The organism is Halorubrum orientale, from assembly GCF_059623105.1.
The window spans coordinates 123,721-149,420 of the sequence record NZ_JBSPSR010000003.1; the positions used below are offsets into that span (position 1 = coordinate 123,721).

Below are 25,700 nucleotides of genomic sequence, written 5' to 3' on the forward strand. Positions count from 1 at the left end.
CGATGGCGGCCTGCCCGCCCCAAGCAATCAAACAGTAATCGGAACCAGTCAATAACCGGCGAACCCTCACAGGGTTCGACTGGAGTTGACTGCTGTAAGAAGACTCAAAGTAACTCCGAGTTCGTTGACGCCCACTTGACCCTCGCCGGGCAAAAACAACCACGAGGGTCGAACGCGGTCGAGGATAGGAGTACCGGGGGCTTGGCACTCCCAGCAGTCCCACCCGCTTAGACCATGAGCATCCCTTCAGATTCGTACTGGTTGGATGCTCGGTGGGACTGCAAACCTGAAATCTCCAACACTCAGGATTCCTCCGCGTTTACGCGGAGGAGGATGTCAAGCTGACTTGATCCTCTCTATTCAGCACTCTGTTTGTGATAGCAACGAAATAGGAGAGTCTGTTGGTGTTGCACGCAGGGCGCGTATCTCGTGCCTCGGTTGTGCCTGTGTACTGTGCCTTTTGTGCCTTCGTCATTGTCCTGATGTGAACACTATTTTGTGTCTACTGTCACTACAATAGATGATGGAACCGCTCGAGATTGGACTACGGATTCTTGGTGGTATTGTCCTTATCGGGGTGAACGCCTACTTTGTTGCAATTGAATTCGCCCTGACCCGTCTCAGGCAGTATCCCGAATCGGAGTTCAATACGCCTGGACTCGAACTCGCTTGGGAGATGACTAACGACCTAGAGTTTTATTTGACGACGTGTCAGGTATGGATTTCTGGGACCAGTATTGCGCTGGGGATCATCGCCGAACCCGGACTCGCAGCCCTGTTTGAACCGCTGTTCGAGAACACGACTCTCGCATCGATCGGGGCTGGTTCGATCCTCGGATTTCTTCTCATCAACCTGGTTCATCTCACCCACGGCGAACAGACACCGACCTACCTCGGCGTTGAGCGCTCTAAACAAGTCGCCCAGTACGGAGCGCGACCACTGTACTGGTTCTCCAAAATACTCGCCCCGGCCATCTGGGTCGGTGACTCGGTTGCAAAAGCGACACTCGGCCTATTCGGCATCAAGATGACCCAATCGTGGACCGAAACCGGGGAGGAAGTTATCGAAACCCGTGCGGACCTCCGAAACGAACTGGGCTCTGTGCTCAACGAGGGTGAGTTGGCCGAGGAACGCAGTGAGGAGGTTATGAACGCCTTGGCCATCGGCGAGCAGTCTGTGGGAGAAGTCATGATTCCACCCGAGGAGATCGTGGCGCTGTCTACTGAGGACGATCCTGAATCGAACTTCCGGAAACTCGAAGAGCACCCACACACGCGGTATCCACTGATCGGTGCGGACCTCACTGAGTTCCGTGGCATCGTCTACAGTCCGGCTCTGTTCAACCGCCGTGAGGAACTGTCTGCTGGCAACGGTGCGTTTACTGAATTGGCAGCACCGACGATGACACTCTCACCTGATACCGACGTGAGCGATGCGATCGATCAGTTCCAAGCCGAACGGCAGGAGGTTGCGCTCGTCATCGAAGACGGCGATGTGGTTGGGCTGGTAACCGTCACCGACCTGCTGGAGACGATCATCGGTGACCTCGAAGACCCACTTGACCGGGACAATCCCGACATACTCGACTAACAGCGTGTCATGAAACTATTTGCAACCGGCCAGTAGCTCTGAGCGGCCGGTTAATCCGAATCTATGGGAAACCACCGGCGGCTGACTGCTAAGTTCAACCTCTGTATCTCGCACCGCATTCCTGACAGATAGCAAGTAAGTCAGTAGCTTGACCAGTAGGTTAGTCTCCTGTATTGGCCGAACTATGGGCCAGTAAGCAAGGCGTAAGAAGAGTTCTGTGACACCCTCAACCAGGATAGCACGTTGCTAGCCTGTCGGCTACCGATGATTATCGATCCACGCACACCACGCTTCGAAATTCTCGGCTCCACATTGCTCTGCTATCGACCGGTACGTATCTTGTGAAATCTGATCACTGTCGGTGAGCGGGACAGTCACAACTCAAACCTCATCCGCATCTGGATGTTCATATCGGAGCTTCACGTGGCTTCCTTTCCGGCCCACCGGTCGGTATTGCATCGATCGGAGCGCCTTCACCATCTCTCGGCCGTCAAACTCTGCGTAGACCACTTGGACTACTCCCACGGCGGCTTGTCTGCGTCCGTAACCTCGTCTGGGTCAACGCCAATGTCTCCGAGAAACAACCCCTCGTCATCAATTGGTTCACCGGCCCCCGCGTGGAGCGTCAGCGCGTCTGCAAGTCTAGAGAGTGCGACTGGTTTTGACCCACCTGATGCGGCAACACCTGACTCAACATCACGCGCCGTCACAAGATCACCTTCGTAGGTTAATTCCACCCTATCGGCCCTGTCCTTCTCCGAAGTAGTCGCCATTACTTCTAATCAGGCTCGCGCTCGGCCCGTACACGATTTCTGTGTGTCTGTACCGTACCAACGAGCACCAACGTGTACTACTAGTTGGTATCCACGCTGACGATTTCAGATTTCTCAACCAGCGATGGTGCGCGCCTCGTGGACCGCGATAGCGTGTCCGCGAGCGCGCCTCCAGCGCGCTCACGAGGCGCGCACCACTTTGTTGTTCGTCTGTGCCGTCTGTTTCGTCCACTGGCCGAGCTGCCCCTCCGGTGATCGGCTCCAGCACTGCGTGTCCCGACTACAAAGAACAGCGGAGAGAGCCGAGGACTTAAGTCGTGTGTCCAGACTACGTGTAGAGTCGTGTCACGTCTTCGAACAACTTTATGTGCGTCGTGAGTGGAGTGATGCGTATGGCTACACGAACTACAGCTACGAGCGAGTCGCGACTGCCGGATAATCCGGTCGGCTACGTTGCGATCCTCGCCGCGATCGTGACTGGCGTCCTCCACCTTGTGCTCGCAACCCAAGTGATCGGCTTCAGCCAGTTCCTCGCCGTGCTGTTCGCACTGAACGGGCTCGGCTTTCTCGGTGGGATCGGCGTCTACCTCTCGGGCTACTGGCGCCGAGAGCTCTACGTGGTCGCCGCTGGATACGCACTCGTAACCGTCCTCGCGCTGTTCGTCTTTCAGGGATTCAGCATCGAGGCGTTCTACCGGGGCGGCTCGGTGAATCCCGGCGCGGTGATCTCGAAGGCCGCAGAGGTCGTGCTTGCGGCCGCCTCACTCTACCTCTACACGACCGAATAGGAGCCGACCAATCCTTCTATATACCCAAGTAGGGGTTCACCACACCTGACTGGCTTACGCGCGTTGTGCAACGATCGCGACGAACGGATCCCGGTCGGGGTGGTCGGTGACGACTCGTGTCTCGGCGAACCGGTCGGTCGACTCCGCGTACGCGACGACGAGGTCGGCTCGTTCGTCCATCGACCGGTCCCACCACGCGCGGACCGCCTTCGTCGGAAACATGCGATCAGAGACGCTCACCACGAGGGTCCCACCCGGTGTGAGCACACGAGCGAACTCCGCAAACACCGTTTCCGGATGCTGCAGGTACTGAACCGACACCGCACACGTCACCGCGTCGAACGCTTCGTCCTCGAGCGGGAGCGTGGGCGTCTCGTTCAGGTTCTGCACGAACCACTCGTCGAGTCGGTCGTTTGCGGCCAGTTCTGTCGCGTTCATGCCGTGTCCCACAACCCGGTCGAACCGTCGATTCGGCAGGTTTGAGACGTGGCTGCTCATCGCGTCGAACACCCGGTCGTCCGCCGTGAGCACCTCGTCGTACAGTGCAGTGAGGCGCTGGCGGAACCCCGCGTCGACGTGGGTTACGAGCCGCGGCTCGGCGTAGAACGCGTCGTCGTCGCACTCATCAAGCTTTCCTCGCTCAGCATCGTCGAGCACCATCGGCGCGTGAGGACTACGCGACACGTTCGAACCGGTGTCGAACCACGTCGGCGCCGTCGTTCCACTCGAACTCGCCGCCGTGAGCGTGGACCATCCGTTCTTTGTAGGCCTCGAGTGACGGCGACCCCTCACGGTTCGCGTCTGCGTCAGTCATGTCACCGAGCGTTCGCTCTGTCACCTCGACGAGTTCGAAGGTGGCGTCGTCTATGGTGAACGTGTCGCCGACCTCGCCGTACTGGTTGCCACGGTGGAGTTGGGTGACGTCGCCGTCGAGGGCGGCCTGCTTCACGCGATCGTTCGGCAACAACGCGTCGGCGTCGGTGTCGTTCATAGCCGAGATAGGGCCTCCAATCGTATATACCACCGCCTCGCGGGTGGCCGTGTAGGTGGCTGCCCGGACGCCGAGCCGGGAGATTCAAGAGCGTGCCGGGCTCCCTTTTCGACGATGCGCCAGGACCACCTCATCACCGCGACGCAGCTCTCGCGGGGTGACATCGAGGCGGTGCTCGATCGGGCCCGCGCGATCGCTGCTGACCCAGCCGCGTACGCGGACCGCCACGCCGGCACGGTGCTCGCGCTCTGTTTTTTCGAGCCGAGCACCCGCACGCGGATGAGCTTTGACGCGGCCGCAAAGCGTCTCGGCATCAACACCATCGACATGGGTGACGTCTCCGCCTCGTCGGTGTCGAAAGGCGAGTCGCTCGCCGACACCGTGCGCGTTATCGAGGGATACAGCGACGCGCTGGTGTTGCGACACCCGAGCGAGGGAGCCGCACAGATGGCCGCCGAGTTCGTCGACGTCCCCGTGGTGAACGCCGGAGACGGTGCCGGACAGCACCCTTCACAGACGCTGTTAGACCTCTACACTATCCAGGAGACGCACGGACTCGACGACCTCACGATCGGGGTGATGGGTGACCTGAAGTACGGCCGGACGGTCCACTCGCTCGCGACCGCGCTCACGAACTTCGATGCCCACCAGCACTTCATCAGTCCCGAGTCGCTCGGGCTGCCGCGGTCCGTCCGATTCGACCTCCACGAGACGGGTGCACAGATTCGTGAACACGACGACCTCGAGGCGGTCCTGCCCGAACTCGATGTGTTGTACGTCACGCGAATTCAAAAGGAGCGATTTCCAGACGAGAACGAGTACCACCGCGTCGCCGGCGAGTACCAGATCGACGCGACGGTCCTCGAAGCGGCCGCAGACGACCTCACCGTGATGCACCCGCTGCCGCGCGTCGACGAGATCGCCCCCGACGTGGACGAAACCGACCACGCCCGTTACTTCCAGCAGGCACACAACGGCATCCCGGTCCGGATGGCGCTGCTTGACTCCCTGTTAGAGTCCACCCATGAGTGAACACGAACTCCGCGTCTCGAAGATCCGCAACGGTACCGTCATCGACCACGTCCAAGGGGGACAGGCGCTCAACGTCCTCGCAATATTGGGCATCGACGGGAGCGAGGGGCTGAGTGTCTCCGTCGGAATGAACGTTCCCTCTGACCGACTCGGACAAAAAGACATCGTGAAAGTCGAGGGGCGTGAGCTCTCCCCGTCGGAAGTCGACGTGCTCTCGCTTATCGCACCGGAGGCCACGATCAACATCGTTCGTGCGTTCGACGTGATCGAAAAGACCCGTGTGACCCGCCCAGAGCGCGTGGTCGGCGTGCTCTCGTGTCCCAACCGAAACTGTATCACGAACGCCAAAGAGCCGGTCGACACGCGGTTCACCGTGATCGCCGACGGCGTCCGGTGTGAGTACTGCTCGGCCGTGGTACGCGCAGACATCGCCGCCCACATCGACGTGTGAGATCGTGGACATGCTGGGGCCAACAGCGACGACACACCGGCCGTCGCTGCGCCCTCACTCCTCGGTGACGGGAATCGCCACGCCGTCTTTGCTTGCTACAGCTCCATTGTCGTGTGCAACCGGTCGGCCCCCGTCCGGGAGCGGCGTCTTCGAGTTCACACTTGCTTCGACGTCGTCGACGACGGCGCCGACGAGGTAGCCCGTCGCACCGCCCAGTCCGGAGGCAAGGCCCGCAGCGAACGGCCCCCCGCGCGACCCCACTGCGGCACCGATTCGGGCGCCGACGCGTGCACCCGACGATGCAACCGCTCGTTCCGCGTCGTCGTCGCCTGCCGTACAACAGCGTTTTTGACCGAACATACACACATTTCACGGGCGCGAGACACTTGTGCGCTCCGCCGAACGAGCAGCCACCGCGGCCACCAGTTGCGTGACAACCAGTCGAGTGGCCACCGCTCGGGAGCGGCCGGTAGCTTTTACTAAGCGCTGACCAATCGATGTGTATGGGAACGAAAGCGAAACTTGTCCTAGCCGTCTCGCTCGTCGTCCTCGCGTACGTCCTCCTCGCGGGCGATAAAGAACCGATAGAGATCGAGTGAGTCGGCGTCCCGGCTGTATCGTCACACGAACGTGATCGCGCCGGACAGAGCCCGGCGTTTTTAGGAGTACACCGCGTAGCATATGCCATGTACGGGGTCGTGACGCGGAACGCCGACGAGGTCGAGATGGACCCATTCGACTGCGGGTTCTACGAGGTCAAAGACGTGACGGGCAGGGCGGCCGCGCCGATCCCGAACGCGGTGAACATGGTGTCGTGTTTCGGCGACAACGCGGCCGCCGCCGAGAACCCAGACCTCGTCCCAGTCGACGAGACCGGTGAACCCGCGACCCGCGACCGCGACTACTTCGATTGGGCGTACATCTGCCCGACCCACCCCGAGTACCGTGCGGGGCTCCTCGAGATCATCGAAGACTGTGCCGCCGTGAGCGACGACGTGCGCCTCGACGACGTCGGCTTTCCGCGTGAGGGCTACTGCCGCTGTGACCGGTGTCGTCGGCTGTTCGACGAGAGCGCCCACGACGAGTGGGCCGCGTGGCGCACGGCCGTGATCACCGAGTTCATCGCCGAAGCCGCGTCTCGCGTTCCGGGGCGGACGCTGCTGACGCTGTACCCCGATCCGTACCCAGACCACCTAGCGGCGCGCGCTGGGATCGACGTCGACGCGTTGAGCGAACACGTCGACGAGTTCGTCGTGCCGCTGTACGACACCGCGTACGAAACGACGTACTGGGTAGAGACCATCGCCCGTGGGTTCCGCTCGCGGCTCGGTGGCGACTACGACATGTACGGCGCGCCGCCAGATACCCCTTTCTCACTCGAGTTGTACGCGGTCGACGTCAACGTTGACGCACTGATCCACGCGACCGAGGTCGCAGAGACGTACGCCAAAGACGTCTTTTTCGGCTACGACGCCAACAACGCGGCGGCCGCGCTCCGCCGGAAAGACGCGGACTCCCGAGACGGCGTTGTCCATCGTCCAGATTGACCCTTCGCCGAACCCGGCCGCTACCCTCACCCGCCAAGCTCACCCGCCGAACTCGGCCACACTCACGCGCACCACGAGCGTCTCGTCGACGTCACGGAGGTCGTACGTGGGCCGCTCACCTTGGGTTCGGCGGACGTACAGCGGTTCGACAGGTCGCCCGTCGACGATGCCGTACACGAGCAGCCGCTGGTCGGTTTCTTCTGGCGGCACCGCGCCGTCTCGGACCTGCTCGGCGAGGTCACGTGAGAGCCACTCGTCGGTCGACACCGACGGCTCTAAGACCAACGCCGTGTCGACGAACCGAACGAGGTACCAGTCAAGATCGTTACACAGCGACACCGCAGCACCGAGACTTACGGTGTCGACGGCGATGCTGTTCTCAAACGGCGTCGTGATGTCGTAGGTAGCGAGCGCCTCACGGGCGGTCTCACGCGACAACAGTTCGTACTGCAGGGTCACGTCCGGCTCGCTGAGGAGACACACCCGCGTCACGATCGGTCGATTATCGGGGATCCACAAATCCGTTCTGGTCGGGTATCACCGACGATCTCGGTATGGTCACCGTGAACACGGGTCTGTGGCGTTCAGAACGTGGAGACCTCGCCGTCGATGACCCGACGAGTAACCGACGTCACGTCTGCGAGTTCGGCGTCGACGATGGCGACGACGTCGTCTTCGATTGCCGCGAGGTCGACGCCCGGCCCGGTGACGATCTGTGCGTCCGCGACGTGCGGTTCGTCTATTGGTCGGCCGATCTGTGAGAGTAAACGGATCTGGAGGTCGCGGATACCGTCGACTTCTTGGGTGACCGTCTCGGCGATGTGCGTCGAAAGCACATTGTAGATCTTTCCGATGTGGTTGACCGGATTCTTTCCGGACGTGGCCTCCATCGACATCGGACGGTTGGGTGTGATCAACCCGTTTGCACGGTTTCCACGGCCGACGGAGCCGTCGTCGCCCTGCTCGGCGGAGGTGCCTGTGACGGTGAGGTAGATCGACCCCTCTGCGTAGTCATCGGCAGTGTTGACGTCGACGTGGACCGTCCGGTCGGTTCGTGACTCGGCGAGGTCAGTGACGAAGTCGTGAACGCGTTGGACCGCATCGTCGTAGGCGTCGAGGTTCGGGATGTGTGCATCGACCATGGCCGCCGCGACCGTAATGTCGATCTCGTCGCCCTCGCGTTTGCCCATCACTTTCACGTCCGGGCCGAGTTCCGGGTGGTCGGCCGCGTACGACGTGTTGAGCTCGTGTTCGGTCTCGTACACGATCGTCTCCGTCTCGGTCAGCGGCGCGTGGCCGACCCCGAACGACGTGTCGTTGGCCATCGGCACCTCCTGTGTTTCCTCGCCGAAAACGTCTTGAAGATCTCCAGAGCCCTCGCCGAGACGAACGTCGACGACGATGTCGGTCCCGTACTCGAGCGCTGGGAGCGACTCGGTGAGATACTCTCTCGCAGCGGCAAGTGCCCGAGAGTTGACAGGGAGCTGGTGTCCGTCGTACTCTTTGGTGGCCCGGCCAACGATGAGAACGTAGATCGGTTCGATGACCTCACCGCCCCCGAACGCCGGTGCGGCCCGCCCCGCGACGAGTTGTGTCTCGTCAGTGTTGTAGTGGAGAACCTTCCCGACGCGGTCGAGGTACAGCTGTGAGAGCGCGCGCGAGACCGCCTCCGCGAGACCGTCGCAGATCGAGTCGGGGTGGCCGATCCCCTTTCGCTCGACGATCTCGACCGTCTGGTCTTCGACCGCCTGCCGATCGAGACGGCTGACCCGTATGTTCCGACTCATACCACTCACCTGGATGCGCCCTACGGTATAACTTGCGGAAACCACTCGCAGCGGTATTATGCCCTATGGTTATTTTCGAATGGCATCGGCTGCGGCCGCCATCACGTCGATCGCCTCGCGGAGGTCTGCTTCTGCGGTCGCGTACGAGATTCGCGCCGACCCGCGGCCTCCCTCACCGAAGGCCGACCCCGGAACCACGACGACGCCACGGTCGAGACACGCGTCCACAAACCCCTCGGGAACGCGGGGCATCGCATAAAATGCCCCTCTGGGTGTCGGACACTCGATACCCGCGTCTTCAAGCCCCTTCAGCAGGATGTCGCGACGACGACGGAACGACTCCGTCATCTCGTCAACGACGCCTCGGTCGCCACGGAGGGCGGCCTCCGCGGCGTACTGTGCCGGCGCAGACGCACACGCCTGTGCGTACTGATGGACGCGAAGCATCCGGTCGATCCGCTCGGCCGAGCCGTACACCCATCCTAATCGCCACCCGGTCATCGAGAAGAGCTTCGACGCCGAGTTGACCACGACGACGCTGTCGCGGTCAGCGAACTCCATCGGCGACCGGTGTTCACCCTCGAAGACGGTGTACTCGTACACCTCATCGGAGAGACAGAGGACGTCGTGTTCGTCGGCGATCCGCGCGAACTCCCGTACGTCCTCGGGAGGTGAGACCGCCCCCGTCGGATTCCCTGGTGAGTTGACAACGAACGCGGCGGTGTCCTCAGTGATGGCCGCCTCGATCGCGGCCGGGTCGATCGTGTCATCATCGCGGAGCGGGACAGGGACCGGCGTACCGCCGGCGAGTCGGGTCAACGCGTCGTACGAGACGAATCCCGGGTCGGGAACGATGACCTCCTCGCCCGTGCTCACGTGTGCCTCCAGCGCGATGTGGAGCGCCTCGCTCCCGCCGGCGGTGGCGATGACACACTCCGGGTCCAGGTCGATTCCTTGGTCGGTTCGGTGTTTCGCTGCGATCGCCTCGCGGAGCGAGACCGTACCCTTGTTCGGCGTGTACGCGTCGGCGTCACCGCGCTCGATGGCGTCGATTGCGGCCTGTCGGGCGTGTGCTGGCGTCGGGAAGTCCGGCTGACCGATCCCCAAGTTGATCGCGTCCTCGCCGGCCGCCTCAAACACCTCGCGGATTCCGCTGATCCCGATCGACTCGACGCGCGCTGCGAAGTTCGGCATATCACAGCGAGAGGGCCGGCTGGAGTTAGGTCTTATCACGGCTCCCGACGTCCACGTCGGCTGACCTGGCCGCCCTCTCGACGACGACTCTGGCCGCACGCTTGAGGACTGATTCTGCGACACCGACAGGTCCTTGACGCCGGGGTGAGATGCCATGACATGGACGCGCTCGTCACCAACACGCTCCTGGTGACCATGGACCCGGACGTTTCGGGGGCGACCGGCGAGTTGGGGATCGTTGACGACGGCGCGGTCGGCTGGGCCGATGGCGAGATCACCTACGTCGGTCCGGCAAACGAGGTCGACACCACCGACGCCGGTCGAATCATCGACGGTGGTGGCTGTCTCACGCTTCCCGGGTTGCTAAACGCACACGTCCACGGCCGGCAGACCATCCTGCGCGGGGCCGCCCAAGACGTCCCGGAGATCGAGTGGATGACGCGTGCGCTGGGACCGATAGCCGACCACGCGACCGCAGCGGACGGTATCGTCGGCGCGCGGCTCACGGCAATCGAGGCGCTCGCCTCTGGGACCACGACGATCGGTGAGTACGCGACGAATGTCTGCGAGCTCGTCGCGTCGGTGTATCGGCCACACGGCCTCCGCGTCGTCGCCACCGAAACGATATCCGAGGTGACGGCAGACCGGTCCGACTGCGACGCCGACGAGCCGTATCCGCTCGATGACACAGCGGGCGCAGCCGCCCTAGAGCGCGCCGAGTCGCTCTTCGAGCAGTTCGCTGATGACCCGCTCGTTGAGCCGGCGTACGGTCCTCAAGCGCTCGATATGATCTCACTCGACCGACTCGAGACGGTCACCGAACGCGCCCGCAAGGCGGACCGAACCGTCCATATCCACGTGGCACAGGGCGATAGAGAGCGTAGACAAATAATCGCCCGGTACGGTGACGGGGCGACGACCGTCGGGGTCCTCGAGCGCGAGGGGCTCCTCGGAGACCACCTGCTTGCGGCGCACCTCCACGGCGCGACGCCGGCAGAGCGCGACCAGCTCGCCGACGCGGGCGTCCGGATGGTCGGCTGTCCGTCCTCTATCACCGCCATCGATGGGGCGGTCCCACCGGTCATCGAGTACCGAGACGCCGGCGGGGTCGTCGGGCTCGGGACCGACCAAGCACCCGGTCCCGGCGGGCACGACGCGCTCCGCGAGGCGCGCACGACGGCGATGGTGACGAAGGCGGCACACGCGGACCCGACCGCACTCGATGCCGCCGGGGCGCTCCGGCTCGCGACGATCGGCGGCGCACGCGCCCTCGGGATCGCCGACCAGGTCGGGACGCTCACACCCGGGAAGCGCGCAGATGTCGTGTGCTGTGACCTGACGCATCCGAGTATCACACCGTGTGTTCGAGAGCCGTTTCACACCGCGATTCCGAACCTCGTGTACGGCGGCGGCGACGTGATTCGTGACGTGTTCGTCGACGGTGTTCACGTCGTCTCTGCGGGTGGCATCGTCGGCGTCGACGTCGACGCGGTCGTCGCGGAGGCGGCCGACCGTGCGAGACGGATCTTCGACCACGCGGCCGCCGACTGGCGTGCAGCAGACTCGGCACTCGTGGACGCGGCCGACCACGGACGGCTTTGAGTCGACCGGTCGTCGTCTCGTCGGTCGCCGACGCCACGGACCTTCGGCTTCGACCCGATCAGGGTGCTCTGGCAACGATCAAGTAACCGGTGTGCCCGACGCCCGCGGTCGAGGGCCGTGAGCCGCGATCGGTGAACTCCATCTCGCGTTGGATCGTCTCGTGTGTCGTCACTGACTCGAGTCCGGCCGCTTCAGCCGCCTCGACCGCGTCGCGGGCACCCTCGACGAACGGCGAGTAGACGGCGAGGAAGCCGCCACCGATGAGGAGGTCGGGGGCGCGTTCGACGACGTCGGGCGCGTCGCCCGTGTCGAGGGTGACGACGTCGAATGGCTCGCCGCCGGCCAGCTCGGAGAGCTCGTCGGTGACGTCACCGGTATGGACCGTGACGTGGTCGGCGACGCCGGCGGTCGCGACGTTCTTGCGGGCGACGTCGGCGAAGTCGGGATCGATCTCGTAGGTGGTGACCGACGCACCGATGCGTCCGAGGTGGGCGGCCAGGATGCCGGTACCCGTCCCCGCGTCGAGAACCCGGTCGCCGGCGGCCGCACCCGTCAGTCCAACGACAAGGCCAATGTCCCGTGGCATCATCGGGGCGCCAGTGCGGTCGAGGTGCGCGAAGAGATCCGGTCCGCGGAGCGCACGCACCTCGAAGGGCGTCCCAAGGTGCGTCTCGACGGTGTCGCCGGCAGCCACGTCCGCGGGAACCTCCAAGACGCCGAGGTCCGTCCCGAACTCGGTACCGGGCTCAACGAGGTACTCGCGGTCGTCGGCTACCAGCAGATACGCGGGGTCGCTCACTCGAGCTCGGCGATCGCTGCCGCGAGGTCGCCGTCGTGCGCCTCGAGCGTCTCGCGCGCGGTCGACTCCGGCACACCAGCGCGGTCGGCGACGAGCGACACGTCGGCCTCGGGGATCGCGTCCGTCTCACTCGCCGTGTCGTCGCTCGACGACTCGTCGGTGTCACCCTCGACCGCCGCGGCCGCACCACCGAGGCCAGCGTCGGCGACTGCCTCGGCCTCGCCGACGATCTGGTAGGTCTGTTGGCCCTGGGCGTCCATGCGGGTGACCTGTGGAGCTTCGAAGACGAGGTCGTCGTCGGGGGTCTCGATCACCACTCGGTCGGCGTCGAGCTCGTCGACGTCTATCCCCATCTGTTTCATCATCTGTTTCATTTTCCGCGGATTCAGGCCGCCTCCTCCGAACATACACATCGTTCGGCCACAGGGCACAAAAAGGGTGACGACACGCAGGGCCCGTCCAGCGTGGCCCTTCCTGCGTGGCTCTTCGAGTGTGACCCGTCCAGCGTGACCAGTCGGCAGACACCGCCACGACACCTGGTTTGATACGGGTCGCTGTCCACAGGCGGGTGTGTACCTCGCAGATCACACGTGGCCCGAGCTGGACGCGCACGTGACCGACGAGTCGCTGGCGCTCGTTCCGCTCGGCTCGACGGAACAGCACGGTCCCCACCTCCCGCTCGCGACCGACCACCTGATCGCGGAGGCGTTCGCCCGCGAGGCCGCCGACCGAGCGGACGTCCTCTGTACCCCGACGGTCACCGTCGGTGTGAGCCCACACCACCGGCAGTTCACCGGGACGATGTGGGTGGACGCGCCGGTCTTTCGTGACTACGTCGAGTCGCTGACGCGCAACCTCGCGTACCACGGCGTCGACCGCGTCGTCTACGTCAACGCCCACGGCGGGAACGTCGAGCACCTTCGCGAGGTGGGTCGCCGGCTCAGAGACGACGGGGACCTGTACGCGATCGAGTGGATGTGGAACGAGAGCATCCCGGACCTCGTCGACGACGCCTTCGAACAGAACGGTCCGCACGGCGGCCCGAAAGAGACGGCGCTCATCCAGCACGTCGCCGGCGAGCTCGTCCGCGAGGATCGACTCGAGGCTGCCCGCGACGGCGGCCTCCGCGACTGGCGCGCCGGAAACGGACTTCGCGTGCACGGCTCCCGGACGTTTTACGACGCGATCGACAACACCGACAACGGCGTCTTCGGTGATCAGACGGACGCGACCGCAGAGAAAGGGGCACGGCTCTTCGAGGCGGCGACCGACGAGCTCGTCCAGCTGTGTGAGTGGCTGGAGTCGAAGCCACTCGTCGACTTGCTACCGAAGCCGCACGTGTAAGCGGGGTCGCTCCGTCTAGGACCCGCCCTCAACAGAAGTCGTCGGCCGCGGCCGACGTGACCCGGTCGAGCGTCTGGACGGCCCAGTGATAGAACGGAGCGTCGGCGGTGGCTTCCACCCGCTCGCGGAAGGCAGGGAGCCACGCGAAGTGTGCCTCGTGGAAGTCGGCGTACGTCTCGGTGTCTGCCGTCTCTACCAGTAAACTGGCGTACTCGAGCAGCAGCGAGACGTGGTCAGCTGGGTAGGCGGGGGGAACCTCGGCGTCGATCGCCTCGTAGCGCCGCCGCATATCGGTCGCGGGCGGTCCCGAGAGGATCCCGCGCCGGTCGCCGTCCCACCACGCCTCGTACGCCGACTCGGCGGGCGGCGCGTACTCACCGTCAAACGCTTCGAACGTCCGGAGGTACGCCTCTCGCGGCGGTGCCCGAAACGACGGCGGCGCCTCGACGCCCTGCACGCCGATGTCCTCGACGCAGTCGGCTATCGTCGTGGCGAGGCTCCCGTCCTCGACGGCCTCAACGAAGTCGTCGTCGGGGTGTTGAAAACACGTTGCGAGCGCGGCATAACAGTCTGCGTAGGAGTGAGCCATGGCGAACGGATGTGTGGGTGTTAGGTGACGATGATCGGTTGTTGGAGCGCGGTGAATATCAGCAGGACGCGGAGCAGAAAGGACCCTGCGATCACGAGCCCGAACTTCGCAGTCGTCACCTGTCTACTCGCGAGTAGGCTGTCGCTGCCGAGGAGCTCCTGTGCCGCCGAGATGGCGAGCGGGAGGAGGAGCCCGGCGGTCACCATCCCAACCAACAACAGCAGCCCACTGCCGCTCGTGAGCCCGTCGACCGTTCGTGCCGCGGCCGCACCTCCCGTCGTGAGCGTGTACAACAGCGTGGCGAGGACGACCCCTTCGGCGACGATCACTGCATCGTCGAGCAGCCCGAACCGGTGGACGAGCCCGCTGTCGAGGTTGTTCTGCCAGGCGGTGACCGCGATCACCAGCGCGATGCCGGCCGAGAAGCCACTGGCGACGAAAAGCGGCGGCAACAGCGTCTGGTTCCACAGCGGGACCAGCCAGCCGACCGCACTCAACAACAGTGCCGTGTAGATCACGAGCATGACCGCCAGGCCGACGCCGGCGACTTGGACGAGCCGCCGAAGTGGGCCCGTCGGCCGGGTCAGATCGGCACCGCGGTCGACGAGGTCGGTCAGGCCGAACCCGACGCGATCGACGAGGTGTCTCGGCAACCCACTTGGGTCGTCGACGGCGGCCGTGCCGAACGTCGCCCAGATCATCCGCGCCATCACGACGAGGCTGAAGGTGACGACTACCCAGGTCCCGATCGCCATCCACGACGTCCAGTTGGTGAACTTGATCGGGAACATGAACGCCCGGAGGAACGGTCCCGAGAGGTGTGCCAACAGCGTCCAGGAACCGACGACGATGGTGCCGAACGAGAGGGTCCACCCCCACCGGCTGATGTGCGCGTAGCCGGCCTGCTGGCGGCGCTCACCGAACCACTCGGCGATCGACGCGACGAGGAACGACCCACCCGAGATTCCCCCGAGGAACAGGTAGATGGCCACGAAGACGTCCCAGTGGCCGACACCGCCCCACCAGAGTCCAAATGATGCCATCAGTGATCACGCCTCGTACGGGAACGCGGTGGTGTCGTCTCTGTTCGCCTCGACGATGACGTTGGCCGGCTCCTGTTCGAACCGCTCGACTGCCTCCGTCGTCGCCTGCGCTTTCAACTCGCTCACCGGCCCGGCTTGGATGGCGCCGCCGACGCAGTTGTCGACACACGCGGGCTGGGCACCGCCGTCCTCCTGTTCCTCGCGCGGAGGCATCTCGTGACCGCCACCGGGCCCCTCGCCGATACAGAGGTTACACTTCGACATGATGCCGCCGTCGTCGTACGTCGGGGCGCCGTACGGACACGCCCAGCCGCAGTAGTGACAGCCGATACAGCTGTCGCGGTCGACGACGACGATGCCGTCCTCGTCGCGTTTTTGAATCGAGTTGCACGGACACACCTTCTCGCAGGGGGCATCCGAACAGTGCATACACGACATCGAGATGGGCAGCGAGCTCACGTCGGGGAACTCGCCGGTCGTGACGTTTGTTACCGTCCGCCACTCGTCCTGTTTGGGGTCACGGCCGTGTCGTTGTTTACACGACACCGAGCAGGCGTGACACCCGATGCACTTGTCTGAGTCGAAGTAGAATCCCCACTGTTCTCCCATCTCACTCACCTCCGGTTACGTCGACCGCGATGTGTCTGTCTACTTGTCCCGTGATCGGGTCCATCTGCGTCTCGTGTAACTTCATGGTGTTCAGTCCCTCGTAGTCCTGCTGGGTCGACCCCTCGCCGAAGCCGTACTCGCTCGTCACGACCCCGGGTTTGATCAGCTCGGTAACGTGTGCCATCAGCTCGCCGCCGCCCGTCTTCGACTCGACGGTCACCATATCACCCATTTCGATGCCCCGCGCCTCGGCGTCGACCGGGTTGATGTGGAGGTAGTTACCGCGGTACTCCTCGTCGTGTAAGTCGTTCTTGCGTGCGAACTGCTCGAGAAGCCGGTCGATTCCCTGGTCGCTCCCGTGTGAGAAGTACACCGACCGGACGTCGTAGAACTCCAGTGGGTACGTCTCATTGAGGCTGTCGCCGTACGTTCCCGGCGGCTGCCACGACGGCGCGGTGTCCATGCCGGCCTCTTCTGCGGCCGCCGTGAACGACGGCACCTGTTCGAGGTCAAATCGGAACGCGGGTCCGTCGCTCTCACGCCACTGCTCGTAGCCGTACTCGCCGACGATCGCGTAGTTCTTCTCGCCGGTCGAGAGCTCCTCAAGCGTGAGATCCACCGACTGCAGCTGGTCGTCGATGAACGCCTCGTGGTCCTCCCACGGGAAGTACTCACCCCAGCCCATCGCCTCGGCGAGGCCGGTCAGGATCTCGTAGTCCGGCTTCGTGTTGAACTGTGGCTCGACGGCGGCTTTTCCGCCGACGACCCACTGTGCCTCACTGTAAGAGCTCCACGAGCCGGTCCCGATGGTGTCTTTTTCCAGCTGCGTCGCGTCTGCGAACACGACGTCCGCGTTTCGGGTGACGCCATTCCAGTAGGCGTCGACGGCGATGACGAGGTCCATCTCGTCGAGCGCAGTCAGCCACGCCTCGGCGTTGCCGTCTTTCAGCGGCATGTCGTGGTGACAGTACATCCCGTTTATGTGGCCGTTCTCGACCATCTCGGGGACGAGATTGTGTGCGATACCCGTGATGTGGCGGGCCGGGTAGTCGTTGTACTCGTCGTACTTGCGGAAGGCGGGCGTCTTGCCCTCGGCGTTGTTGGGCAGGTCGACGCCGATGGTCGTCTCGGTGCCGCGGGCCTCACCGCTCCCTTTGCCCTCGGGTGTCCACTCACACACCTCGAAGGGGTCGGCCATCGGCGTCGACTTCCAGAGTCGGAGCCCGCCGGGACGGTCGATGTTACCGACGAGCCCGTTGAGCGCGATAATGTTCTGGGTTGCCTTCCAGCCGTTTCCAGACTGGGCGGTTCCCGACCACACCGAGATGCCGGCTTGCGGCGCGGCCTCCGCGAAGTCACGGGCGATGGCGCGGATCGTCTCGGCGCCGATACCGGTGATCTCGGCAGCCCACTCGGGCGTCGTGTCCGCGACGGCCTCGCGGTACGCCCCGAACCCGTAGGTGTGATTCTCGACGAAGTCGGCGTCGTACCGCTCTTCGTCGATGATGACGTTCGCCATCGCCAGTGCGAGCGCGCCGTCCGTCCGCGGCTCGATGGGGAGCCACGCGTCCGACTTCTCTGCGGTCTCTGTGTACTGCGGGTCGATGGTGACGAGCGTCGCGTCGTTCTCCTCGATGGCTTTCAGGATGCCTTTCGCCTCGAACTGCCCGGCGAACGCCTCCAGCGGGTTGCGTCCCCACATGATGAGGTACTCGGAGTTCTGGTAGTCCGGCACCCGGGCGTTCGAGCCGACACCCATCATCCCGCCGTTGACGAACGTCGGTCCGGCACAGACGTGGATTCCACGGCCGATCCGCTCTGGCGTTCCGTAGAGGTCCCGCCAGATCGTACGGAAGATCGGCGTCTCGGCCCAGCTTCCCGCGTCGAGGAACGTCTCTGCGCCGTGTTCATCGTTGAATTCACGGAGCCGCTCGGCGGTGTACTCGAACGCCTCGTCCCAGGTCGCTTCTTGGAGCTCCCCATCGACGCGGATGTACGGCTGTTTGATCCGCTCTGGGTCGTGGGTCTTATCGAGTTGTCCGAGTCCCTTCGGACAGAGCGTTCCCTCGGTTCCAGGGCCAGCGCTCCCGCGGGGGTTGCCGTCCACACCGGTGATACCGACCACGGTGCCGTCGTCGGTCACGTTCACCTTCTGTGCACAGTTGTGACAGCACATCCAGCAGTTACCGTACGCGACGTTTGCGTCGGCGACGGGAGTCGCCGAGCGATCTGTCTGGCCGATACCGAGTTGGCGGGCGGTGTCTGCACACCCGCCGAGTGCGGCCATCGTCGCCGCGCCGGCGCTCGTCTTCAACAGCGTGCGGCGCGTGAGGCCGTCGCCCGCGTCACTACTCATCGCCCATCACCTCCGCCGGCTCGTAGTCGTCACCGAACTCCGCGAGCAGCGCCGACTCGTACTTCTCGTGGAACGCCCGCTCGTCGAGCTCGCCGTTGGCGACGCGCATGGCGTCGACCCCCATGCGCCTCCCCAGCTCCTGGTCGTACTCGCTCTCCGCTGGCGCCTCCTCGAGTGCGCCGACGAGGTTGAGCGGGTCCAGTCCGCCGTCCGCCGATGGGTCGGTTGAGTCGCTCATATCTGTACACACGCGACTCGCCGCCGTAGGCGTCACTCTCAACCGGTGAAGGTTTTATATACCACCCGCCGTCGACCCCGATCTCGCCGGCGAGTCGTGCACCGCCCCGAGTCGACACACGTCGCGGCCGCGTACCCGAGGCCATCGACGCGTACTCGATGATGTGTCTACGTGCTGGGAGATACCTACACCATCACGCCGTCGGCACGAAGCGGTACCGTGAGGTTCGAGACGAGAGACCAGGTCGGCTGGGTCTCGTCCCGCTACGAGTCGGCGGGCGGGGACCCGACTGCAGACACCGTCGGGTCCTCGAGCGCGTGGACCATGCGTACCTCGTGGTCGGAGTCGACCGTCTCGAAGCCGACTCGACGGTAGACGCTGATCGCAGCTCGGTTTCGCAGCTCGACGAAGAGCTCTAGCGCCTCGCGGTCGGCAGCCGCTGCCGACGCAACCAGCCGTCTGCAGAGTTCGGTGCCGATCCCGCGGTCGTGGAACGCAGGGTGCACGAAGATCGCCAACTCGGGACAGGCGTCCTCAAGCGGAGTGTACACGATGTGACCGACGATCTGTCCGTCGCCTTCGGCGACGATGTTGTACCCTTCTTTGAGTAGCATCTCGATCCAGGACCGGCGGCGGTGTTCGACCGCCGGTGGGATTCCCTGTGCCCGGTCTGCGTCACCGAACGCATCGTACAGCTCGACGAGCCGGTCGAGGTCGGCTTCGTCTGCCTGTCGGAGCGTCCACCGTGTACCCTCTTTGTCGACGAACCGCGGCCAGCGCGGTGGGTCGGTTGCCGTGCCCGTTCGGTCGGCGTGGTCCCCGCTCTCGCGACGAGTACCGTCCCGGTCGTTGCGGTCGTCGCGGTCGGCATCGTCCCGACCACCACGGTCGATGTCGGGCGAGTGATTCATACTCGCCTGTCGGACGTCTGCGGCTTTCACCTCTCTCCCGCCTCCCAAAAAGTGAGAAGGCGGGTGGGCTCACAGCCGGTGCGCCCGAGCAACGTGCCTACTTAAAATCTTATCCTGTTGAGGCGTACATCAATACGGATCGACCGTGTGTGTTCACGCATGACGACACTGCGCCCGACGCCATACAGCTACGAGATCGAGTTCGACGTGATCGGCGACCGCCGGGAGGCGTACGACCGATGGGTCGCTGAAAACGGGATGCCGTGGATCACCCATGAGACGGTGGCGGCGTTCGACGTCTGGCAGAACGACAAGGGGCTCTCGCCGGAGGTCAAGTTCCAGTTCGGATTCCGCACGCTCGACGCCTGGGCGCGGTTCGTCGACAGCCGGTGTCACGTCATGGCGACGGAGGGACTGCGACGGTTGGTCACGGGACTCGAAGCAACGCTCTGGGAGCGCGACGGCATCCGGCTCGACGTAACCGAAGCAGCCGACGAGCAGCTTCCCTCTACTGCCGACTGCGAGCAACGACCCTCGGTCACTGAGGAGATTCGATGAACGACACCATCGAGGCGGCGCTCCGTTCGATCCCGGCACCGTCATCACCAGTGACGAACGAGACCGAGAGACGAGAGGGGGGAGCCGAACACGAAGCGGCGGGCGACTCGGAAGCGGGAGCCGGAGCCGACATCGTCTCCGCGGGCCTCGTCGGCGACGTCACGGTAGACGGCGACACCGTCACGATTCCGCTAGCGCTCGGGGCACCGTACTCGCCGGCCGAGACGGGGTTGGCGAAGGCGATCCGGAGTGCGGTTGAGACGGCTGGCTTCGAGCCGTCACTGTCGGTTGCTATCGACGACGAGACGCCTGCGGCCGGTGACGCGCCAATCGTGATCGCTGTCTCCTCGGGCAAAGGTGGCGTCGGAAAGAGCACGATCGCAGTGAACCTCGCGGCGGGGATGGCCGATCGCGGTGCGGCGGTCGGACTATTCGACACGGACGTGTACGGTCCGAACGTGCCGCGGATGCTTGGCGTCCAAGGTGAGCCAGTCCGAGCCGACCAACATCAACAGATCGTCCCGGTCGAAGCACACGGACTCAAGCTGATGAGCGTCGGCTTTCTCGTCGATGAGGACCTGCCAGTCGTCTGGCGTGGCTCACTCGTAGACCAGACGCTCACCGAACTCTGGCACGACGTCAACTGGGGGCACCTCGATTACGTCGTCGTCGACCTTCCGCCCGGCACCGGTGACGCCCAGCTCACGATGCTCCAGCAGATGCCCGTCGTCGGGTCGGTAGTCGTGACGACGCCACAGGACGTCGCGCTCGACAACGCTCGTAAAGGGGTCCGGCTGTTCGACGACCACGAAGCCCACGTGCTTGGCATCGTCGAGAATATGAGCGCATTTACCTGTCCGAGCTGTGGCGATCACCACGAGGTGTTCCGCGCCGGTGGCGGCAGCCGGCTCGCCGAGGAGTTCGACCTCCCCGTATTGAGCCGAATTCCCCTCGACCCGGCCATCGGTGAGGCCGGCGAGGTCGGCGAGCCAATCGTGTTCGACGACTCGCCGGTCGGCGAGCGGTTCGCCGACCTCGCCGGCGCAGTGATGGACCACGTGGGATGGCATCGGCGACGATCTCACGCGTCCGGGGGAACCGACTGGCCCTGAACGGAGCGCGGGGCACACCGAAACGGCGTCGTCGTCCGTCGGGACCGGTCGGCCGATTCGACGCCCGCCCACCGCGAGGTTCGCTCGACAGCGGTGCCACGAACTGAAAACGCGAGCAACCCATAACCACCCCAGCCGCCGCGTTCGGGTATGGGTTCACACTGCCTGATCGTCGGCGGGAACGCGGCGGGGATGAGCACGGCGACGCGCTTGCGGCGGTTAGACGAGGGTGTAGACATCACGATCATCGAGTCGACCGATACCGTCTCGTACGCGAGCTGCGGACTCCCGTATCATCTGAGCGACACGGTCGTTGAATCCGACCTCGCGGTCATGGGCGTCGACCAGCTCAGTGCGGCGTTCGACCTCGACATCCGAACCGAAGAGACAGTGACCGACGTCGCGCCTGCTGAACAGCGCGCGACGATAACCCCGAGCAACAGCGAGTCCTACGAGCTGGCGTACGACGACCTCGTGCTTGCAACCGGCGCAGAGCCGCTTGTGCCGCCGATGTTCGACGTCGACGCGCTCGAGGGGTGTCACACGCTGCGCACCGTCGAGGACGCGATCGCCATCCGCGACCGGGTAGACGACGCTGAAGAGGCGCTGGTCATCGGTGGCGGGTACATTGGGATAGAGGTGGCAGAGAACCTCCACGAGGCGGGCCACGACGTCGTCGTCGCCGAGCTACTTGACCACGTGATGCCGAACACGCTGGGTCCAGAGATGGCGACCCGCGTCGAGCAACACCTCACAGAGCACGGTGTCGAACTCCAACTCGGTGTCGGCGTCGAGTCGTTGACACAGACCGACGATGGCCTGATCACGGCGTCGATGGACTGCGCGACCGACCGCACGTTTGACCTCGTGGTGATCGCCACCGGGGTCAGGCCCCGAACCGGCCTCGCCGATGCTATCGGGCTCGACCGTCACGAGAGTGGTGCGGTGTTGGTCGACGACAGACTCCGAACGAGTGAGTCATCGATTCACGCGGTCGGTGATGCGGTCGCAGCGCCGAGCGCGCTTGAGGAGGGGCACGCTTGGATCCCCCTCGGTGGGCCGGCCAACCGACAAGGACGGGTGGCCGCCAACGATATTGCCGGCCACGACGACACATTAGACCCCGTTCTTGACACCGCGATAGCCAAGGTGTTCGATCTCGACGTCGGAACAGTCGGGTTCACAGAGGCCGACCTCACAGAGGCTGACCGACCCTACGAGACGATATACACCGCAGAACCGAGCCACGCCGAATACTACCCCGGCGCCGTCGATATCCACTTCAAACTGTTGTTCGATCCGGACGATGGAGCGATTCTCGGCGTCCAAGCGATCGGCGAGGCGGGCGTGGACAAGCGAATCGACGTGTTGGCGACCGCGATATCACACGGCGATACGGTGTTCGACATCCGGGATCTCGATCTGGCGTACGCCCCGCCGTACGGGGCCGCGAAGGACCCCGTCAACGTGTTAGGAATGATCGGCGCGAACGTCCTATCTGACGTGGCAAACGTGATCCACCTCGAGGAGTTCCTCGAGGAGCGCGAGACCGCGACCGTCGTCGACACTCGGCCACCAGCGATGCGCGAGGCGCAAGGGTCGATCCCAGGCGACGAGCACGTCCCGCTCGGACGATTGCGGTCGTGGGCCGCCGACCACGACCACGACGATGCAGTATTAACCTACTGTAAGATCGGGAAGAGCTCGTACATGGCAAGTCGTATTCTCGAACAAGAAGGGATCGACGCCCGGAGCCTCACCGGCGGATACTACCGATACGAGTTGGCCGCCTCGGCGGACGACTGATCACATATATGCAAGGAGGAAGCCCACGGCTTTAGCCGTGGGAGGAATCCGACGTCGCAAACTGGCTCATCACGTTTCCTTCGGCGCGGGCCAGCCGCTGTGAAAATGCCGACGTGGAGATGTCGAGCTGCTCGGCAAGTGACGCCATCGAAGGACGCTCACCGGCCTCGTAGTACCCCTCATCAATCGCCAACTCGAGCGCTTTGCGCTGTTTCGGCGTCAACGCCGAGACGTCGACCTCGTATATCTCGTCGCTGAGCTCTTCACCGCTGCCGGTGTGGGTCATGCTCACGAGCTGAACGGTAGAGCCGATCTCGTTGAGGTCAGCAACAAGGTTCGAGACCACCGCAGAGTCGGGGAGGAACGCCTTCACGAAGAACGAGCGGTGCTCGGCGCGAACAAAGTGTGGAATACAGCCGTACGCCGCGAACACCGCGGTCGGGCAGTGATCACAGATGTCGTCGGTGTGGTACTTGGTGATAACGCGGTCTTCGGTGTCGTCGTCGGGTCGATCGTGACGCCGCGGGTGTCCGTCGGTACGTGGCTCACCGTCGCCGGCGGACGCATCGAGGGCGAGCTCAGCAGGCTCACAGGACTCACACACTGTGACCTCGGTGTGACACGTCTCCCCTGCGACCCGTACGTCGACGTCCAGTACATCGCCGTCGAGATCGTCGATGAAACAAGGGCCACCGCGTTCGATCTCGAGGACGACGCGAAGGTCGCGGTTCTCGACGGCCGTCGACGGGGCATCTACGACCGACGCGTTTCCATCAGAACGGGTCATACTCGCTCGTTCGTCAGCAGCGATAAAAATGTACCCCGCCGCGTCACCGCGTAAGAATTCGGGATACAGAGCCGCGCACGGTGGACTACGCCTCGTCGGCGAGGTCGTCGATCCACGTCAGCACCGCCATCGCCTTCGGAAACCCGACCGTCGGTGCCGCCAACAGGGCCACGTGACGCAGGGTATCGGAGTCGACCCCTTCCTCGAGGCCCCGGCGGACGTGCGAGTGCACCGCACCTTCGGATTCGGCGCCCGCCGCAAGCGCGAGTTTGACCAGTCGTTTCGTCTCGCCGTCGATCGGACCGGCCGTGGCGCACGCCTCGCCGAGGTCGGCGTACGCCTCCCAGACGTCTGGGTGTCGGTCGGCGAGGTCACCGGCGGCAGAAGGGAGCTCTTCGCTGTCGTCAACTGTGTCTGCCATTAGTCGATGTTCTCGGGCCGATACTAAGTTGTTGTGGAGACGACCATCACGCGAGCCGACGGACCGATTGAGGTCCGATCGGGTGAGCAAAAAACCGGATGATGACGGCAGTTAGCCGGCGGCAGAGCCAGCCATTTGGTCTTCGTACCGTGTCTCCCACGCGATCCGGGCGGTAATTTCACGCTTTCCGCGCCCGGTTAGTCCATACTCGTTGGTTCGTTGGTCGCGGCGCCGTTTGTACAAGAGCCCCTTCTCAACCAGCGTGTCGAGATTTGGATAAAGCCGGCTCTGATGGATCTCGGTATCGTAGTACTCGTCGAGCTCGTGTTTGATCGCCAGGCCGTGTGGTCGCTCGAGCCCCGCGGTCACGTACAGCAGGTCACGTTGGAATCCTGTCAGATCGTGCATACAGATCGATGTGTCCGCGGTGGTGTTTGGGTATGTGCTGCCTACGCGAGTCAGATGGTCGACAATGCCGCATGTTATTGACCCTATCGCGGGCCGACGGTTCCGCATGCTCGAATTATCGGTTTCAACATCCGAGTGATCGGCTACACCAGTCACTCATCCCGGTGCATAGTCGTGATCAAGCGTACGCGATGTTCAACTCGAGTTCGTTGGCGGCACCGAGCAAGTACGCTGGCAGCTCGTCGGTGAGTCTGTCGCCGGTGAGCCGGTGTGAGGGGCCAGAGACACTGAGCGCACCGACAACCGTATCCTCGACGACCACTGGAACACCCACGGCGTTGAGCCCGGGCACGTTCTCTTCTCGATTGAGACTGTACCCTCGTTCTCGAACTTGTTCGAGCACTTCGAACAGTTGTTGTTCGTCGGTGATCGTGGCGTCGGTGCGGGCAGCCAGCGACCGTTCGTTGAGTATCTCCGATGACCGCTCGTCGGTCATCGCTGCCAGAATAGCCTTTCCGGCGGCCGTCGAGTGAAGTGGAATCCGACTTCCGATACCGGGGTCCGTGCGGACGCCACGCTCGCCGACGGCACGACAGAGGTACACGGCCTCGCCGTGCTCTTCGACGATGTACTGTGCTCGCTCACCTGTCTCGGTCGCGATTTCGGCGACCTTGTCGCGAGCGAGCTCGTATCCCGGGTGGCTCCGACACGCCCGCTGGCTCAACTGGAGGAATCGCAGTCCGAGCTGGTAGCCGTTCGAACGTTCGACGACCAGCCCGAGCGATTCGAGTGTCTGTAGGTGCCGAAACACGGTGCTCTTGGCGTACGGCACCTCGCGGGCGATGTCGGTCAGCGTGGGGTTGGTGTCGGCACGTACCTGTTCGACGATCTCGAACACCGTTTGGGCGGTGCCGACGCGGTCTCGGTGCGATTCGTCCTCCGTATCGGTCATATACCTACCGG

Annotated in this window: 30 protein-coding genes; 10 read left to right on the forward strand and 20 right to left on the reverse strand. The window is 64.0% G+C overall.

What is annotated here, in order from left to right; translation table 11 throughout:
* The first annotated feature begins 523 nt into the window (after positions 1-523).
* Positions 524-1,591 (forward strand): CNNM domain-containing protein, encoded by a 1,068-nt coding sequence (locus ACWUI7_RS03435; RefSeq protein ID WP_496640792.1) that lies wholly within the window; start codon positions 524-526, stop codon positions 1,589-1,591.
* A gap of 381 nt (positions 1,592-1,972) precedes the next feature.
* On the opposite strand, the gene ACWUI7_RS03440 is transcribed toward ACWUI7_RS03435, so the two are convergent.
* Both ACWUI7_RS03440 and ACWUI7_RS03445 read right to left on the reverse strand, forming a co-directional pair.
* A complete protein-coding gene (locus tag ACWUI7_RS03440) occupies positions 1,973-2,101 on the reverse strand; it encodes a type II toxin-antitoxin system HicA family toxin (protein ID WP_496640793.1) in 129 nt (42 codons plus the stop codon).
* A gap of 5 nt (positions 2,102-2,106) precedes the next feature.
* Positions 2,107-2,364: a type II toxin-antitoxin system HicB family antitoxin gene (locus ACWUI7_RS03445; protein WP_496640794.1), complete on the reverse strand. Its 258-nt coding sequence runs from the start codon at positions 2,362-2,364 to the stop codon at positions 2,107-2,109.
* A 392-nt stretch (positions 2,365-2,756) separates the two neighbouring features.
* On the opposite strand from ACWUI7_RS03445, the gene ACWUI7_RS03450 reads away from it, so the two are divergent.
* On the forward strand, positions 2,757-3,152 hold the full coding sequence (locus ACWUI7_RS03450; RefSeq protein ID WP_496640795.1) for a DUF7475 family protein: 396 nt from the start codon (positions 2,757-2,759) through the stop codon (positions 3,150-3,152).
* A gap of 54 nt (positions 3,153-3,206) precedes the next feature.
* Here ACWUI7_RS03450 and ACWUI7_RS03455 read toward each other — a convergent pair whose 3' ends face one another.
* Positions 3,207-3,812 carry a class I SAM-dependent methyltransferase gene (locus ACWUI7_RS03455; protein WP_496640796.1) on the reverse strand — a complete coding sequence of 202 codons (606 nt, stop codon included), beginning with the start codon at positions 3,810-3,812 and terminating at the stop codon, positions 3,207-3,209.
* Positions 3,813-3,825: 13 nt separating this feature from the next.
* The gene (locus ACWUI7_RS03460; protein ID WP_496640798.1) at positions 3,826-4,143 is read right to left on the reverse strand and encodes an ASCH domain-containing protein; all 318 of its coding nucleotides are present in this window, start codon (positions 4,141-4,143) and stop codon (positions 3,826-3,828) included.
* Positions 4,144-4,257: 114 nt separating this feature from the next.
* Between ACWUI7_RS03460 and pyrB the strand changes: the two genes are divergently transcribed.
* Complete coding sequence (pyrB, locus tag ACWUI7_RS03465; protein ID WP_496640799.1) at positions 4,258-5,175, forward strand: aspartate carbamoyltransferase; 918 nt, start codon at positions 4,258-4,260, stop codon at positions 5,173-5,175.
* On the forward strand, positions 5,168-5,626 hold the full coding sequence (gene pyrI / locus ACWUI7_RS03470) for an aspartate carbamoyltransferase regulatory subunit (protein WP_496640800.1): 459 nt from the start codon (positions 5,168-5,170) through the stop codon (positions 5,624-5,626). Before pyrB ends, pyrI begins: the two co-directional genes overlap by 8 nt.
* A 54-nt stretch (positions 5,627-5,680) precedes the next feature.
* Here pyrI and ACWUI7_RS03475 read toward each other — a convergent pair whose 3' ends face one another.
* Positions 5,681-5,986 (reverse strand): hypothetical protein, encoded by a 306-nt coding sequence (locus ACWUI7_RS03475; RefSeq protein WP_496640801.1) that lies wholly within the window; start codon positions 5,984-5,986, stop codon positions 5,681-5,683.
* A gap of 326 nt (positions 5,987-6,312) precedes the next feature.
* Here ACWUI7_RS03475 and ACWUI7_RS03480 point away from each other — a divergent pair, with 326 nt between their 5' ends.
* On the forward strand, positions 6,313-7,173 hold the full coding sequence (locus tag ACWUI7_RS03480) for a hypothetical protein (RefSeq protein WP_496640802.1): 861 nt from the start codon (positions 6,313-6,315) through the stop codon (positions 7,171-7,173).
* Positions 7,174-7,212: 39 nt separating this feature from the next.
* Here ACWUI7_RS03480 and ACWUI7_RS03485 read toward each other — a convergent pair whose 3' ends face one another.
* The 3 genes from ACWUI7_RS03485 to ACWUI7_RS03495 form a co-directional block, all read right to left on the reverse strand.
* The gene (locus tag ACWUI7_RS03485) at positions 7,213-7,665 is read right to left on the reverse strand and encodes a DUF5804 family protein (RefSeq protein WP_496640803.1); all 453 of its coding nucleotides are present in this window, start codon (positions 7,663-7,665) and stop codon (positions 7,213-7,215) included.
* A gap of 92 nt (positions 7,666-7,757) precedes the next feature.
* On the reverse strand, positions 7,758-8,960 hold the full coding sequence (locus ACWUI7_RS03490) for a methionine adenosyltransferase (protein ID WP_496640804.1): 1,203 nt from the start codon (positions 8,958-8,960) through the stop codon (positions 7,758-7,760).
* A gap of 69 nt (positions 8,961-9,029) precedes the next feature.
* Complete coding sequence (locus ACWUI7_RS03495) at positions 9,030-10,154, reverse strand: pyridoxal phosphate-dependent aminotransferase (RefSeq protein WP_496640805.1); 1,125 nt, start codon at positions 10,152-10,154, stop codon at positions 9,030-9,032.
* A gap of 159 nt (positions 10,155-10,313) precedes the next feature.
* On the opposite strand from ACWUI7_RS03495, the gene ACWUI7_RS03500 reads away from it, so the two are divergent.
* A complete protein-coding gene (locus ACWUI7_RS03500; RefSeq protein WP_496640806.1) occupies positions 10,314-11,756 on the forward strand; it encodes an amidohydrolase family protein in 1,443 nt (480 codons plus the stop codon).
* 58 nt (positions 11,757-11,814) lie between these two features.
* Here ACWUI7_RS03500 and ACWUI7_RS03505 read toward each other — a convergent pair whose 3' ends face one another.
* Positions 11,815-12,555, reverse strand: a complete 741-nt coding sequence (locus ACWUI7_RS03505) for a methyltransferase domain-containing protein (RefSeq protein WP_496640807.1) — start codon at positions 12,553-12,555, stop codon at positions 11,815-11,817.
* Entirely contained in the window at positions 12,552-12,962 is a 411-nt protein-coding gene (locus tag ACWUI7_RS03510) for a nascent polypeptide-associated complex protein (protein ID WP_496640808.1), read from the reverse strand. Before ACWUI7_RS03510 ends, ACWUI7_RS03505 begins: the two co-directional genes overlap by 4 nt.
* Before the next feature lie 163 nt (positions 12,963-13,125).
* Here ACWUI7_RS03510 and ACWUI7_RS03515 point away from each other — a divergent pair, with 163 nt between their 5' ends.
* Positions 13,126-13,899, forward strand: coding sequence for a creatininase family protein (locus tag ACWUI7_RS03515; RefSeq protein ID WP_496640809.1), 774 nt, complete (start codon positions 13,126-13,128; stop codon positions 13,897-13,899).
* A gap of 28 nt (positions 13,900-13,927) precedes the next feature.
* On the opposite strand, the gene ACWUI7_RS03520 is transcribed toward ACWUI7_RS03515, so the two are convergent.
* The 6 genes from ACWUI7_RS03520 to ACWUI7_RS03545 form a co-directional block, all read right to left on the reverse strand.
* Positions 13,928-14,488, reverse strand: coding sequence for a TorD/DmsD family molecular chaperone (locus ACWUI7_RS03520; protein WP_496640810.1), 561 nt, complete (start codon positions 14,486-14,488; stop codon positions 13,928-13,930).
* Positions 14,489-14,508: 20 nt separating this feature from the next.
* Positions 14,509-15,531 carry an NrfD/PsrC family molybdoenzyme membrane anchor subunit gene (gene nrfD, locus ACWUI7_RS03525; RefSeq protein ID WP_496640811.1) on the reverse strand — a complete coding sequence of 341 codons (1,023 nt, stop codon included), beginning with the start codon at positions 15,529-15,531 and terminating at the stop codon, positions 14,509-14,511.
* Between the two features lie 6 nt (positions 15,532-15,537).
* Positions 15,538-16,140, reverse strand: coding sequence for a 4Fe-4S dicluster domain-containing protein (locus tag ACWUI7_RS03530; protein WP_496640812.1), 603 nt, complete (start codon positions 16,138-16,140; stop codon positions 15,538-15,540).
* A 1-nt stretch (position 16,141) separates the two neighbouring features.
* Positions 16,142-18,496 carry a molybdopterin-dependent oxidoreductase gene (locus ACWUI7_RS03535; RefSeq protein ID WP_496640814.1) on the reverse strand — a complete coding sequence of 785 codons (2,355 nt, stop codon included), beginning with the start codon at positions 18,494-18,496 and terminating at the stop codon, positions 16,142-16,144.
* The gene (locus tag ACWUI7_RS03540; protein ID WP_496640815.1) at positions 18,489-18,734 is read right to left on the reverse strand and encodes a 4Fe-4S ferredoxin N-terminal domain-containing protein; all 246 of its coding nucleotides are present in this window, start codon (positions 18,732-18,734) and stop codon (positions 18,489-18,491) included. The genes ACWUI7_RS03535 and ACWUI7_RS03540 overlap by 8 nt, the downstream gene beginning before the upstream one ends.
* 263 nt (positions 18,735-18,997) lie before the next feature.
* The gene (locus ACWUI7_RS03545; RefSeq protein ID WP_496640816.1) at positions 18,998-19,645 is read right to left on the reverse strand and encodes a GNAT family N-acetyltransferase; all 648 of its coding nucleotides are present in this window, start codon (positions 19,643-19,645) and stop codon (positions 18,998-19,000) included.
* A 159-nt stretch (positions 19,646-19,804) separates the two neighbouring features.
* On the opposite strand from ACWUI7_RS03545, the gene ACWUI7_RS03550 reads away from it, so the two are divergent.
* The 3 genes from ACWUI7_RS03550 to ACWUI7_RS03560 all read left to right on the forward strand — a co-directional run bounded on the left by ACWUI7_RS03550 (position 19,805) and on the right by ACWUI7_RS03560 (position 23,121).
* Positions 19,805-20,203 carry a hypothetical protein gene (locus ACWUI7_RS03550; protein WP_496640817.1) on the forward strand — a complete coding sequence of 133 codons (399 nt, stop codon included), beginning with the start codon at positions 19,805-19,807 and terminating at the stop codon, positions 20,201-20,203.
* Positions 20,200-21,315, forward strand: a complete 1,116-nt coding sequence (locus tag ACWUI7_RS03555; RefSeq protein ID WP_496640818.1) for an Mrp/NBP35 family ATP-binding protein — start codon at positions 20,200-20,202, stop codon at positions 21,313-21,315. The genes ACWUI7_RS03550 and ACWUI7_RS03555 overlap by 4 nt, the downstream gene beginning before the upstream one ends.
* A 150-nt stretch (positions 21,316-21,465) precedes the next feature.
* Positions 21,466-23,121, forward strand: a complete 1,656-nt coding sequence (locus ACWUI7_RS03560; protein WP_496640819.1) for an FAD-dependent oxidoreductase — start codon at positions 21,466-21,468, stop codon at positions 23,119-23,121.
* A 31-nt stretch (positions 23,122-23,152) separates the two neighbouring features.
* Here the strand turns inward: ACWUI7_RS03560 and ACWUI7_RS03565 are convergent, their stop codons facing one another.
* The 4 genes from ACWUI7_RS03565 to ACWUI7_RS03580 form a co-directional block, all read right to left on the reverse strand.
* Positions 23,153-23,908 carry a helix-turn-helix domain-containing protein gene (locus ACWUI7_RS03565; RefSeq protein WP_496640820.1) on the reverse strand — a complete coding sequence of 252 codons (756 nt, stop codon included), beginning with the start codon at positions 23,906-23,908 and terminating at the stop codon, positions 23,153-23,155.
* A gap of 85 nt (positions 23,909-23,993) precedes the next feature.
* Entirely contained in the window at positions 23,994-24,329 is a 336-nt protein-coding gene (locus ACWUI7_RS03570; RefSeq protein WP_496640821.1) for a carboxymuconolactone decarboxylase family protein, read from the reverse strand.
* Between the two features lie 111 nt (positions 24,330-24,440).
* Positions 24,441-24,737 carry a helix-turn-helix transcriptional regulator gene (locus tag ACWUI7_RS03575; RefSeq protein ID WP_496640822.1) on the reverse strand — a complete coding sequence of 99 codons (297 nt, stop codon included), beginning with the start codon at positions 24,735-24,737 and terminating at the stop codon, positions 24,441-24,443.
* A 178-nt stretch (positions 24,738-24,915) separates the two neighbouring features.
* Entirely contained in the window at positions 24,916-25,689 is a 774-nt protein-coding gene (locus ACWUI7_RS03580) for an IclR family transcriptional regulator (protein ID WP_496640823.1), read from the reverse strand.
* Between the last annotated feature and the right edge of the window lie 11 nt (positions 25,690-25,700).